Genomic DNA, 12,668 nt, shown 5'->3' with positions numbered 1-12,668 from the left:
GGATTGACAATAAAGGAAACAGAATAGTATGAAGAAACGAACGATACTTCTCCTGACCATCCTCGCAGTCGGTCTGCTGATGTGGAAATGGTTGGCTTGCGGGTACAATCCTGACAAGCCGACGGAGTTTTATCCGATTCTCACAAGACTGAACGATGGCATGAAACACGAAGCCTTTGTAGTAAGCAATGCACCCTGCGACACCTGCGAATTGCGCAAGATTGTGGAGAAATACGACATTGAAACATTGCCGCTGGACACTTTGGAGAAATACGAATCCATATCCCGCACCTATTACAAAGAAACAAAGTATATGACGAAGGATTTCAAGGAGGGCGAGGAATACGACCCGGTGTTCTCCACTTGGGACAACATCCAAGATTTCAGGAACCACATTGACGACATCCTAATGGAAACGCACCACTATTCGGTGGATACGAACCAGAAATACCACACGGTTTGGGTACATTGGGATTGGGACTACAAGAAAGGCAACAAATATGTGAACCGCATCAAAGAACTTTTCCAGGATTGGAATTCTTTTGTCTGCGCCAAAAAGAAGCTGTACGGTATTGAATGACATGAAAATACTTGTCCATGTCATATTGAATATAATCTGCTGTGAGCATATTGCGTGTGCCTCAATTTATTCATTTGCAGGTATTTGACCAACCGGAATAGGTAATTCGCAAAATTTTCCTGCCCTGCGGTCTGCCTTTCTGTTATTTTTCCGTATCTTTAGGCGGTGAGATTAGGATTGCCAACTCATTGGCTTAATAAAATAGGAACAGACATGAAAAGTATGAAGGTTATAATAATGGAAATGTTAGCCCTTGTTTTCGGGCTTTCAGGGTGCAGGAACACGGGCAAGCAGGCGCAGCAGGACTGGAGCGCCGTTCTTCCTGTACCAAGTGCCGCACGCATCACGATGGACAAGCTCCCCGAAGTGTTGAGGAACGTGCAGGCAGGACGCACGGAGTTTGACTTCACGGGCATCTGTAGCAACGGTACGGACTGCATCTATTTCATGCAGGAAAACGGGAAGTTCTACATCGACTTTGAAGCCATGAGCAAGGAGCAGCTCCCTTATCTGGACTCGTTAAAACGCTTCGCCGGGGAGCACGGCTATCCCGTTGTCGAAACGACCTATAACAATATCCCCGTTGATTACGACCATCTGGAATTTGCCCCCGTCCTCAGCCTGAAGGTCAATGCGGACATTGACAGCATCGTGAAAGTCGGGCAGCAGATTGAACAGGACATCTTCCGCAACGACAGCCGGACGGTTTACGAAATCGTACCGTAGCCCGGATAACCTATTCAAACAGACAAATGGACTGGCAGCAGACAACCATGTAACAGACATCTATGAGAATACCTTTATGTCTTATATTGCTATTGTTACCTTCCCTGATAATAAAGGGACAAACAGGACAAGATTCTATCATCTTTCATGGGAATATAGTGAACGACATGAAGGAGGAAGAGGATATTGTAGCACAGTACAGGTACAATCTATTTTGTAAAAGCAATCCACAAAACAGGATTCCATTAGATACGACTGTTTTTGCAATCAAATGTTTGAGAGGGGATACTATTGTTTTGGAAGTGTTGTCTGCTTCTCCTTTCCGTTTTCAAGTAGAATGTATCGCAAACAGCGATGACCCGACTGATGTTCATGTTTGGAATTTTCCCAAATCATATAATGGTTGGCATCGCTTTGGTGATAATAGGACAGAACAGCTGCCCGTTAAAAAAGGGGATTACCTTTCAACATTAGTTGGAACTTATCAGCAGACATTACATATCGCAGGCGAAGAGCTTGTATGGACGATGATGAAACTTGTCTCTGATGGTACTTTTGAATATATCGGTAATATCTTTAACTTGGACGGAGAAGGTGGAAATTATCTTATTGGAAAATGGTATGTAAACAAAGATACCCTTGTATGCAATGTAGAACCTGAATTATTCCCTCCGAGAACACAAAGGCGTTATGACGGACAAACTCTTTGTTTTCTTTATCCCGCATGGGAAGAGAATAGAAAAGAAGCGTTGAGTCATAGCGTCATTTACGAGTTCTTAATACGCAAGACAGGTTTGATTGAGATTGATGGCAAGCAAAGAATATTCAAAAAAATAAAGCATCGGTAGCTACCGGATATGATTAGATACAATGGTAACAAAGAACAGATTTTTCAATATCGCATTATGCGTTCATGTCCTATGCGGAATTTTAGGCGTGATGATAATATGCCTTGTTCCGGAGAAAGACCATGTGCGGTGGGGTCTCGGATACCTTGTCGGTTATCTGTTCTTTTTCTCGCTCGTCCTCTTGTCTTTCCTCCCGAAAAGCTTGCCCCGACGGATGAAAATTGCCCTACGGATTTACAGGGCGGTCTATTGGGTGGGAGCATTGGTCTTGATGTTCATACCCAAAGGCCTATTCTTTCTTTTCGTCTTGCTATATGAATGCGGAAGTAACAGTACCAAGATTGCGGAAGACGGACAATACATCATACGCCTTTACGTTACCGCATCCCTTTTTGACGATTATAATGAAAAGCGAATATACAGGAAGCAGGGCATCTTGGAAAAATACATAGGAAGTTTTGACGCTGGGGACATATCCCCCCATGACCGGTATCACATCGAATCCTTCCGCATCGACGAAGAGCGGAAGACATTTACCGGCAAATGCCGCCCGCTGGTTGAAATGGAGGACTGGCATTATCCCCACGACAGCATCGTGTTGTTCCCCATCGTGCAATCCATACATTGATATTGCCTTGAATACGCAAACCGGCTATCGCTATCCATTTGAATTCTACTTCTCAAAGGGTAGATGACCTTTTTCCACTAAATGAAACATGCGTTTTAATCTTCTTCTTGAACTTACAGCAATTCATTCTGAGAATGTGCATTCATTAGTTCATTGCTTTTTGGAAAATCTTTTCTATCAATGCTACTATTTGCCTTAAAGCAAATCTTTCAATCAATTTTGTATGCTCTGCGGCATCTTTCAGATGTTCACCTATCAATTTTAGATTAGGCATATCTGCCATATACATTGAAGGCACACGGACAATTTCACTACCGTTAGATGTCCTATCATACCGATATAGCAAAAACTGATAGAATGTGTTTTTGGCTTCATTGGATAATCCAATGATTCGATTTGCTACTCTTTCTGGATTTGCCGACTCGAAGAATGGAGTTTCTTTATATAAGACCTTTTTCATTGGTACAACTTCGTTTTGTATGACCCCAAGACGTTCACAACTTTCGTCATCCAAATTTTCTAAAGCAACAGACATTTTATTTGGGCATTGGTGTATCCTTTCGTCAAATATAGATTTGAAATACTGCCACAAAACCGCTTGTATATGATTTTTTTCATCATAAATAGGTCTCAGCCCTCTCTGTGCCGTTTCAAGGCTCTGTAACAAATCTTCTATTTTAGTGACATTGGTCATCAACCTATTTATGGATTTCTTACCTTGCGCAATTATTTCATCCTTGGAAACAGATACGAGTTCTAAACTGCTCAGGACGGACAGAATGCTGATAATGACAAATAATTCTTTCAAATCTTGGCATCTGTCTTCCAAATAGTAGATTATGGTTTCATGATAATACTGTTCAAATTCTTCATTATCCAACCGCCAATAATCATATAAATGTTCCCAACTTTCAATATCGGCATCTTCTATGGCAAAATATTGTTGCATGTATTCCGTATCAAAGAATCCGCAATCCAAATAATGAACGATTTTGCCTACAATGAAACTGTCAAGTATTCCTAAGCCTTGACCGATTCCTATGAACTGGTATTTAGATAGGATTTTTTCTCGTTCTTGGTTATATTTAGAATCATTGAACATGATAGATATGCCGTCAAATAATTCAGCAATACGCGTATTCCCACTTTTGTATTCGCAATACACAGCAATAAAATTTGCCAATAACGAGGTTATAATCTTTTTGTATTTGGGTGAATTGTGGTATGATTCCGGCAAGGACATTACAATTCTGTTATAGTCATTCAAGCATTGTCGCAATATTCTTAAATTATTAAGTTTGGACGCCTGAAAGATTTGCACAATAAGCTCTTTGTTTTCCGATAATAAATTCCGGTTGTTAGACGATAATTCCTGAATGAAGAAATCAACGGTTTCATTAATGTTTGTTTTTATTTCAAACGTGCGGCCAATCGTTTTCTCCTTAAAATCTTTGAATTTCAGTCCCTTATTCTCGCTTTCTTTTTCTTGCAACTTAGCTTCATCACCGATAATGATTATTTTGCATTTGCAATGTTCTGAAAAGTAATTGATGTATCCCAATAAAGTATCAAAATTGACATTACACCGTTCAAAATCGTCAAAAATGAGAATTTTGTTACCTTTTATTTCTTTATTATCCCCCTTCAGCAATAGGATGGAATCTAAATTATAAGTAGCAGTTGCTTCACTCTTTCCGTCATTATCCGCATCTATGTCATATTTCAGGGCTATTTTTGATGCTGTTTTTAAGATATTCTTGATGAGTTTTGCTCCTTTACTATATAACCAAGGATATATTTCCTTGTTTATGCTTTCTGTAATCTGCTGAACACTCGTTAATCCGTACAAGGATACATAAATAGGATTCCATTCGAGTTGTTCCTCTCCTTTTTCTTTTGATGCTTCTATCCATCGCTGGATGAAAAAGGTTTTTCCACATCCCCAAGTTCCTTTTAACATAACGGCATATTGCGGATCTGGAATTTCTACATATTCATTAAGGAATCTGACAATTTCTTCGTTCATCATATATTGTGTTAGATTATGACACCGTTTTCCCTAAAAATACCCCCGTGACCGATACCGCCCCAAGCTCCTTCATCTTCCGGGACAGGTGCAGGAAGTTGATCCCTGTCGTCAATACATCATCCAGCAGCACGATATGCTTCCCCCGGATGTACCGCCGCGTGAATTGCAGGTTCGAGAGTATCTCGCCGCCGCTCTTCTCCCGGCCTTTCAGTTGTTCCCGGTCTTCGGCTATCCATATCGCCTTGTAGCCGTCCTCGATGCCGAGTTCCCTCGACAGGTAGTAGCAGGCTACCGGAAAACGCTTCCGCTGCCTCTCGCGCGTCGAGGCGGGGACGGGTATCAGCACCGTGTCTTTCCGTCCTTTCTCAAACCCGGCATGGAGCAGGGCAAACGCAAGGATCTGCGCCACCAGTTCCCCGCAATGCCCGCCTTCCTTGAAACGGAATATCAGGTTGCTCACCCGCTTCTGGTGTTCGTCCTTCTTCTCCATCCACGTGGGATGGTAGTCGTGCAGGTAATGGCACGTGCAGCCGTCAATCACGCATTGCCCCTTGAACGAGGTCTCGTAGGGGTAGAAGTCCTGCCGCTCGCTGCGCTCGAACGTATATTCCAGCAGTTCACGGTACACAGCGTTGCGCTCGCTTGAATGTCCCAACGAATACCACCCGGCGTGCCTTCCGGCCTCCATGATGCACATCCCGATTTCCAGCGTAGCGCTGAACGGGTGATGCGACACAACATACCATCCATGCAGGCGGCACAGTTCCTGAAACTCCGGCAGGTCGGCGCACAGGAAATATAGGATGCCCTCCTTGCGGATGACCAGCGTCAGTTCCGCTGCCGGCTTCTTCCGGCAGAACAGGCTCTCGCAGTACCCCACGCCGTGCCACACCGACTCCGCGCAGTCGCTGTCCTCAAACTGCACCTCCGCCTCTTCGAGCAATTCAAATTCTTCCACCATAGGCATAAAATTTTAGGCCGGGCAACCTTCAGCAACCCGTGTTTTGACATTTAGATGCCTCTAATGTACAAAAATCCGGCGGTATTCACCTCCAATCCGCCCCCTTTTATGCTTTTTTTCCGATTTTCCCCGTTTCCATACCGTTGTCGTTCCTCCCGTAAGCCTTGGCCGTCGCTTTTACTTCCCTTTATCCTACATTCCTCCGACCCGTCCATGTTCCCCCTGCAAATCCATCATCCCCTACATGATTTTCTCTTTTCGCCTCCCGTATTTCGGATGGGGCCACCCATTTGCTGCCGGCAAACGGAGCCACAGGCTTCCACACCGAAGCCAAATGCTGCCACGCAAGGCCCGGATGCACCATATCCCGCCGGAACCCTTTTACTTTGCGGCAGTATTCACAATTAAAGCAACAGATTTATGGAAACAGTAGTAGTTATCGAGAGAAAGACCTTCGAGGAAATCATGGCACGTTTCAACCGTCTCGTAAACCGGGTGGAGGAAATCCGGCGCAAGTCGGAGGCGAAGCGTCTGGGCCAGTGGCTGGACAGCGCGGAGGTGTGCCGCATCCTTCAGGTCAGTCCCCGTACCTTGCAGACCTTGCGCAGCAACGGCACGTTAGGCTATTCGCAAATCGTGCGCAAGGTGTATTACCGTGCGGAGGATGTGCAACGCATCATCCCCGTCGTCGAGGAGCGCCGCAGACGGGCGGCCCTGAAAGGGAAAAGCATCTGACCCCGCACCGAATGATTGTACCACTAAATCCATCGTAAAAGAATGAACGAACTGAATGAACTGATGACACGGGAAAGCGGGCCGGTGGTCCGTCTTCTCGAAAAGTTGGAGCGGACGCTGGCGGAGGTCGGGCGGCTGACGGAGAACTACCGCCCCGTGCTGGGCGGAGAACGCTACCTGACAGACAGGGAGGTGGCGCAACTGCTGAAGACCAGCCGACGCACCTTGCAGGAACACCGGGATGTGGGACGCATGGCCTATATCCAGTTGGGAGGAAAAATCCTCTACCGCGAGTCGGACATCGAGCGGATGCTGCGTGAGGGCTACCGCGAGGCGTTCCATCACGGGGACTGACCGTCTTCCAATGACTGCTTTCGACCTGTTCCTTCGGATAGGAGGAGCGGAAGACAAGTGCGGCGCACAGGCAGGGACGATACTCCCGCCGTGCGCCGCGCTTGCTATATAGGGGTTGCCTTATCCTTTCATGCGTAACCCGTATGCCGGATGTTTGGCATGATGAGCAATTGCATCCCTTTTCCTCCTTTGCCGTCGTCGCCGAATCTGCCGGTGACATATTCCCGCAGTCGCCGGGCCCCGTAGGTATCGAGGCGGAAAGCGAGGGCGAGAATCAGGGAGAGGCTGTACACCACCTGCCTGTTCCCGTCGGGCAGGCTTATGCGCCGTTCCGTTTCGTGGGGTGTTACGATGCCGCTTTTGTACACCGCCTTTACCGCCGCGCGGAGTGTGGGGGCAATCACCCCGAACAGTTCCACCAATTCCGGCTCGTCCATCCAGATGGAAGTGCCGGGAGCTTCCGGCACATGGAGCGTGCCGCGCTCATCCAATGTAATGATATGTCTTTCCATACATTTGTTGTTATTTTATTCAATTTCAATTCGTTTCCGCTTCTTTCCGGCTGTTGCGCCGTTCCATCAGTTGGTCCATATCCTTGGATATTTTCCCGTCCGTCACCTGCGCATAGACCTGTGTGCTGTTGATGTTGGCGTGTCCCATCATCTTTGCCGCGCTCTCTATCGAAATGCCTTCCGAGAGCAACAGGGTCCCGAAGGTATGACGTGCGCAGTGATGGGAGAGATTCTGCTCAATGCCCATCATGACGCCCAAGGCGTGTACCTCGAACCAGTGTATATCACGGATGGGCAGCGGGAACACCGGACGTGAATAGTCTTCCGTGTTGTAGAGCGACAATATCCGCTGCGCTACCGGATGCAGCGGGATGAACGCCTCCACATTCGTCTTCTCACGCTGCTTGCGGATATAGGGCCTTCCTTCCGCCGTCTTACCGATATGGCACGGATAGAGGTTGCGCAGGTCTGCGTAGGCCAGTCCCGTGAACGAGCTGAAGATGAACATGCGCCGGGCAAGCTCCACTTTTTCGTCCTCCATCGGCGTGGCCATGATGCGCCGCAGTTCGCCGCGGCTGATGTGCCGCATCTTGGGTGGGTCCTTCTTCTCGTAGGGCACATCCTCCAGCGGATTGCACCTCAGTACCCCTTCGTCCACCGCGATATAGATAAGGCGGTTCAGCCAGCACAGGCAATGGTTCACGTGCGTCGTCGCATAGCCCAGATCTTTTTTCAGGAAGAGCTTGAACGAGTGTCCGAACTCCTCCGTGATGTCGGCAAAGGCGATGTCCTCCATGCCTCTGGACTGGAGGAACTGTTGCAGGTTAAGCTGTGTGGTCTTCGACTGCCGGTAGGTGGAGGTGGAGTGTATTTCCTCCGAGCGTATTTTGAGACGTTCCCTTTCCGCCTCGCCGCCTTGGAGCAGGGTCTGCGGGATTCTCGCCACTCCCGTTACGGCGTTCTTCAGCAGTTCCGCGCTGACCGCTCCCTGCTCTTTGAGCAGGCGGTCGTAGGTCCGTTCCAGATTCTGGCGGAACTCCGCCAGCCGGTTGTTCTCACGTGCCGTGCGGATGCCTCCTTTCTTGCTGTCCCAATCCTCCGGGCGGCAAGTGATTCCCGTGGTGATAAGGATGTTCTTCCCGTCGATGGACACCCGGCAGAGGACGGCGCACGTGCCGTCCGGTTTGATTCTTTTCTTGTTGATGTAAGGCAATATCTTGAATGTGCTGCGCATAGAATTATTTTTTAGATGATACAAATGATAATGATGTTTTATGGAATGAGCGGCAAGGCCATTGAATGCCAATGCCTAAAATCCTGTTCGATATATCCTTTGACGATGATAAATCCGTTCCTGTTCCGCTCATAGCGCCAGTTCCAGATCGCCGGTTGCTTCGATGAACCTGTCCATGTCCTCGAACAGCTTCTTCGGCGTGACACGGGCATAAATCTGTGTTGTCCGTATATTGCTATGTCCCAACATCTTACTGATAGTTTCAATGGGCACACCTTCTTCGAGCGTAACCAGCGAGGCGAACGAGTGCCGCCCCATGTGATACCAGAGGTCGGTCTCCAGTCCGGCGATGACACGCAGGATTTTCATGTTCGCCCGGAGAGTGCGGTAATGCTGCGGGGGCAGCAGCGTTTCCCGCGTGTCGTCCTTATACTTCTCTATCAGGGCGACGGCCTCCGGCAGCAGTTTCACGCGGGCTTTCAGTTCGTTCTTCTTGCGCCGGTACTTCAGCCACAGGCTGCCCTCGTCGTCCGTGAACAGGTTCTCCCGTGTCACCGACACGGTGTCCGCATAGGCGGTTCCCGTATAGCACGCGAACAGGAACAGATCCCTCGTGATGACGACGGAACGTCTTTTCTCCGGTATCTCCACATCCCGCAGCTTCTCGAAGTCCTCCCGGCTCAACGCCTTCGGCGTGCTTTCTTTCTGCTTGGGCAGCTTGAAATGCACGAAGTGCCACACCTCCGACAAGCCCTCCTTGTAGGCTGTCCGGCAGACCTTCTTCAGCAGGGCGAGGTAATGCCGTGTGGTCTGGTTGGAATAGCCCCGTTCCCCCTCCGTGTAAGCCTGGTATTCCCGGATGAACTGTTCGTTCAGAGCGCCAAAGGCGATGTCGTTCATCTTATACTTCTTCTTGACAAAATCGCCCAGTGTCAGCCGTGCGTAATGCCACGTGCTCATCGAGGTCGGGGACACGTCGATACCGATGCGGCTTTTCCGCTCCTCGATCATCCTGTCGAACAGGCGGAGCAGCGTCATTTGTGTCTCCATGCTGCCTTGCAGCAGTTCCTTCACCGCCTTGGCGTCGAAATCGCGTTTCCGTCCCTGCAACTCCTCGAATGCCGTGTTCACGGCGAGCAGCAGTTTCTCTATTTTCGCGTTTGTCTCCACCGCCTCGCGGCTCTTCCCGTCCAGACGGCTTTCCCGTGCGTTCCACAGCTTCGGGGTGCAGGACAATTTCGTCCCGAACTGCGCCATTGTCCGGTTTACTGTAATTCTTCCCATGATGGGAGCTTTGCCCGACTTGTCGGGTTCGGTCTTCTTCAGGTAGAGCAAGACCTTGAATTTCTCAATTTTCATACGCCTACATTTTTTGTTTGCAAATTTACTATTGATGTAAGCGTTCATCGCTACGCAAAATGCTGTGTTTCACAGAAAAAGAAACCGTCGCCAAACTTTTTTCGACCCTTCGGTTAACACCGTCATTTTTCGGTAACAACCTGTTAACGGTTTGGTAACTGAACCAATTCAGCATTTCTCCAAAATCCGTTTCTGCGACTTCTTCCAGATATTGAAAATCCGCTCATTATTAACCGCTTGCGTTTTTAACTCACCATTCTGTACCCACTTGCTTCGTCAATGATTTCCCACGCCGCGCGACACTCGTATGCGACCTCGGTCTGCCTCGCCAATGGTGTGAGCATAGAGAATGTGGCTAAGATGCTCGGTCACTCCAATATAAAAATGACACAGCACTACGCCCGTGTGTTGGACAGTTCCATTTTGCGTGATATGACCAATGTACGGAATGTGCTTTCTAATACAAGATAAGGACTATGGACAGAGGAATCATTACAATCAGTGAAAACAGGACAGTCATTATGCCGACTGTTCCCGTATGGATGACACAACAGGAAATGTCCGATGCGTTCAATGTATTCGGTTGCGACATCCGCAGGGCTATACGCGCCATTTACAAGAACATGGAGTTGTCGGAAGAAGAAACGATGCGGCATGTCAGGCAGGACGGCAGGATTTGCTATGACGTGTACAGCCTTGAAATGGTCATAGCATAGCCTTCAAATTGCGGACTAAGGAATGCATGGCTTTCAGGCGGTTCATCATGGACAAGCTCTGTTCTGCCAACCGTGAAAAGCCAGTCCATTTGTTCTTTTCGCTATCCGACACCCATCCACAATGCACGTGTTAGGGTAAAACAAGACGGACTTTCCACAAAGAGTAAGCCGATGGTTGGGCAGGTATTCTGTCACCATCGGCTTGCTCTGTTTTTACACGTGTTACATCACGTTTCCAAGCGGTAGGCATTCCGATACCCGCTCATCACCATCCTTTCGATGTCGGACTCCTTGTACAGAATTTTGCCGCCCAACTGGTAGTAGGCAATCATCCTGTTGTTGCGGTAGTCCTGCAAGGTGCGGCGGCTCACCTTGAGCCATGCCGACACCTCCTTGTCCGTCAGGAACTGTTCTTTACTTGGCGAAGCCTTACAGCTTGCGCCCATTTTCTCGATGCCTTCAAGCATAGCATCCAGCTTTCCGATGAAGCCGACTTCCAATTCTTGGTCGGCAAGAATCAACTCATTCATAATTTGCAGTATTTACAATGGATTTAGTGGTACATTAAATTCTACTTGTCAGATTGTCCTGCCACGCCAAGCAGCATCCTTGCGTCTGTCCTCCACGAGCCGGACAATACTTTGAACATCCTCCGGTTTGTAGAAAATCTTATGCCCAATCTGGGAGTAAGCCAGTGTTCCGTTGTCGCGAAGCGTCTGCAAGGTACGTGGACTGATGCGCAGCTGCTGGCAGACTTCTTGGTTATCCATCCAACGGCTGAGCTTCCCTTTTTCGCGTTTGCCAATGATTTCATTCACCCGGTCGGACAAGAGGTTGAGCTTGCCGACCATTTCCTCATACTTTTCTTTCGAGATAATCACTACGTTCATTTTTTATCTTGTTTTTGTTGTTAATAATCCGTTTTGCCTGCAAAGTAAAACCAGTGTTTGCATTAAACAATGGCTTTGCAATGGGCTGGCAGCTTGTGGCAGCAAGTGGCAGGGAGTGGCGTTGTCCGCCGACCTGTAACGGCTGTTCCAAGCGTCCGTGATGCAAAGGAAAGCGGAACCCGGCATAATCCAATCACTTCATACCTGCGTGGCAGTATTTGGCGTCGGTCTGGTAGCCTCTGGCGTTCTTTAATTTCACAAAGCAGCTGTCATGGCAACCTACATCACCCCGGACTTCATCCTACATCAAGTCCGGCCTTATCCTACATGACATCCGGACTGATGCCACATCCTTTACGGACTTATCCTGATGGCAAATTGGTGCAATATCCACCGTCAACCTAATGCGTATAATGCAAATCCGTACAATGTTGCCACACCGAACCCAATCGTTTGACCGCCTGTAATGTATCCGCTTCCTTTGCGGTCGATAATCGGTCAGATGTGCGCACTGTGACCACTATTGTTAAACATTTAATTCAAGCATGTATGAAAAAGAACATAAGCAATCAGTCAATGGATGCAACATTGCAAACATTTTTGGAAAATCTGTCAAGCAAGGAAACACCGAAGTCAGAACCGCAGCCTGCCGACACGCAGGAACAAGCAAGCGAGGCTGTACAGGAAACGGCTAACGAACCTATGCCTGAACAGACGGATGAAACCCCGCAGGTGGTACGCCGCATCAGCGGCAAGCAACGCCGGGCATCTTTGGAGGAATACAAGGAAACCTTCCTCCCTGTTCCGTCCATCGAAGACCGCAAGCCCGTGTTTCTCAGCCGCAGCACGCGCGATGCCCTCGACCGCATCGTCCGCATGTTCGGCGAACGCAAGATGAGCGTGTCGGGACTGGTGGAGAACATCGCCCGGCAGCATCTTGCCATCTACGGTGAGGACATCGAGGCATGGCGTAAACTCTGAGAATTAAGAGGTGGATTGACGGGAGGTAATTCAGAGTTACTCTGAACCCATCCAACGGAGTTTTGAGGGGAGCAAGTTTGTGTTTCGGGCATACCGAAACCGCCTGCTCCCACTC

14 protein-coding genes and 2 pseudogenes are annotated in these 12,668 nt (G+C 48.4%); 9 read left to right on the top strand and 7 right to left on the bottom strand.

Features of this window, described 5'->3' with window-relative positions; translation table 11 throughout:
- Positions 1 to 28: 28 nt before the first annotated feature.
- From H6B30_RS07455 to H6B30_RS07440, 4 genes are all read left to right on the top strand, one after another.
- A complete protein-coding gene (locus tag H6B30_RS07455; protein ID WP_205109210.1) occupies positions 29 to 580 on the top strand; it encodes a hypothetical protein in 552 nt (183 codons plus the stop codon).
- 213 nt (positions 581 to 793) lie between these two features.
- Positions 794 to 1,306 carry a hypothetical protein gene (locus tag H6B30_RS07450; protein WP_205109208.1) on the top strand — a complete coding sequence of 171 codons (513 nt, stop codon included), beginning with the start codon at positions 794 to 796 and terminating at the stop codon, positions 1,304 to 1,306.
- Positions 1,307 to 1,473: 167 nt separating this feature from the next.
- Positions 1,474 to 2,154, top strand: coding sequence for a hypothetical protein (locus tag H6B30_RS07445; protein ID WP_205109206.1), 681 nt, complete (start codon positions 1,474 to 1,476; stop codon positions 2,152 to 2,154).
- 214 nt (positions 2,155 to 2,368) lie between these two features.
- On the top strand, positions 2,369 to 2,782 hold the full coding sequence (locus H6B30_RS07440; protein ID WP_239483745.1) for a hypothetical protein: 414 nt from the start codon (positions 2,369 to 2,371) through the stop codon (positions 2,780 to 2,782).
- A 145-nt stretch (positions 2,783 to 2,927) separates the two neighbouring features.
- Here H6B30_RS07440 and H6B30_RS07435 read toward each other — a convergent pair whose 3' ends face one another.
- Positions 2,928 to 4,811, bottom strand: a complete 1,884-nt coding sequence (locus H6B30_RS07435) for a P-loop NTPase fold protein (protein WP_239483743.1) — start codon at positions 4,809 to 4,811, stop codon at positions 2,928 to 2,930.
- A 13-nt stretch (positions 4,812 to 4,824) separates the two neighbouring features.
- Positions 4,825 to 5,772 carry a ComF family protein gene (locus H6B30_RS07430; RefSeq protein ID WP_205109202.1) on the bottom strand — a complete coding sequence of 316 codons (948 nt, stop codon included), beginning with the start codon at positions 5,770 to 5,772 and terminating at the stop codon, positions 4,825 to 4,827.
- A gap of 420 nt (positions 5,773 to 6,192) precedes the next feature.
- Here H6B30_RS07430 and H6B30_RS07425 point away from each other — a divergent pair, with 420 nt between their 5' ends.
- Positions 6,193 to 6,507: a helix-turn-helix domain-containing protein gene (locus H6B30_RS07425; protein WP_205109200.1), complete on the top strand. Its 315-nt coding sequence runs from the start codon at positions 6,193 to 6,195 to the stop codon at positions 6,505 to 6,507.
- Positions 6,508 to 6,558: 51 nt separating this feature from the next.
- Positions 6,559 to 6,861, top strand: coding sequence for a helix-turn-helix domain-containing protein (locus H6B30_RS07420; RefSeq protein WP_205109284.1), 303 nt, complete (start codon positions 6,559 to 6,561; stop codon positions 6,859 to 6,861).
- A gap of 128 nt (positions 6,862 to 6,989) precedes the next feature.
- On the opposite strand, the gene H6B30_RS07415 is transcribed toward H6B30_RS07420, so the two are convergent.
- The 3 genes from H6B30_RS07415 to H6B30_RS07405 form a co-directional block, all read right to left on the bottom strand.
- On the bottom strand, positions 6,990 to 7,373 hold the full coding sequence (locus H6B30_RS07415) for a virulence RhuM family protein (protein WP_071148885.1): 384 nt from the start codon (positions 7,371 to 7,373) through the stop codon (positions 6,990 to 6,992).
- A gap of 25 nt (positions 7,374 to 7,398) precedes the next feature.
- The gene (locus tag H6B30_RS07410) at positions 7,399 to 8,607 is read right to left on the bottom strand and encodes a site-specific integrase (protein WP_204434980.1); all 1,209 of its coding nucleotides are present in this window, start codon (positions 8,605 to 8,607) and stop codon (positions 7,399 to 7,401) included.
- 129 nt (positions 8,608 to 8,736) lie between these two features.
- Positions 8,737 to 9,966: a site-specific integrase gene (locus H6B30_RS07405; protein WP_205109198.1), complete on the bottom strand. Its 1,230-nt coding sequence runs from the start codon at positions 9,964 to 9,966 to the stop codon at positions 8,737 to 8,739.
- A gap of 288 nt (positions 9,967 to 10,254) precedes the next feature.
- On the opposite strand from H6B30_RS07405, the pseudogene H6B30_RS07400 reads away from it, so the two are divergent.
- Together H6B30_RS07400 and H6B30_RS07395 are read left to right on the top strand one after the other, a co-directional pair.
- Positions 10,255 to 10,437 (top strand): annotated as a pseudogene (locus H6B30_RS07400) (tyrosine-type recombinase/integrase); the annotation flags it as partial.
- A gap of 5 nt (positions 10,438 to 10,442) precedes the next feature.
- Positions 10,443 to 10,816 (top strand): annotated as a pseudogene (locus tag H6B30_RS07395) (virulence RhuM family protein).
- A gap of 93 nt (positions 10,817 to 10,909) precedes the next feature.
- Here H6B30_RS07395 and H6B30_RS07390 read toward each other — a convergent pair.
- Together H6B30_RS07390 and H6B30_RS07385 are read right to left on the bottom strand one after the other, a co-directional pair.
- A complete protein-coding gene (locus H6B30_RS07390; RefSeq protein ID WP_205109197.1) occupies positions 10,910 to 11,212 on the bottom strand; it encodes a helix-turn-helix domain-containing protein in 303 nt (100 codons plus the stop codon).
- A 48-nt stretch (positions 11,213 to 11,260) separates the two neighbouring features.
- A complete protein-coding gene (locus H6B30_RS07385; protein WP_205109194.1) occupies positions 11,261 to 11,572 on the bottom strand; it encodes a helix-turn-helix domain-containing protein in 312 nt (103 codons plus the stop codon).
- A 549-nt stretch (positions 11,573 to 12,121) separates the two neighbouring features.
- Between H6B30_RS07385 and H6B30_RS07380 the strand changes: the two genes are divergently transcribed.
- Positions 12,122 to 12,553: a DUF3408 domain-containing protein gene (locus H6B30_RS07380; protein ID WP_205109192.1), complete on the top strand. Its 432-nt coding sequence runs from the start codon at positions 12,122 to 12,124 to the stop codon at positions 12,551 to 12,553.
- Positions 12,554 to 12,668: the final 115 nt, after the last annotated feature.

The sequence above is a fragment of the Marseilla massiliensis genome (assembly GCF_016899955.1).
Lineage (GTDB): Bacteria > Bacteroidota > Bacteroidia > Bacteroidales > Bacteroidaceae > Prevotella > Prevotella intestinigallinarum.
This window is presented reverse-complemented; position numbering and strand designations above follow the sequence as displayed.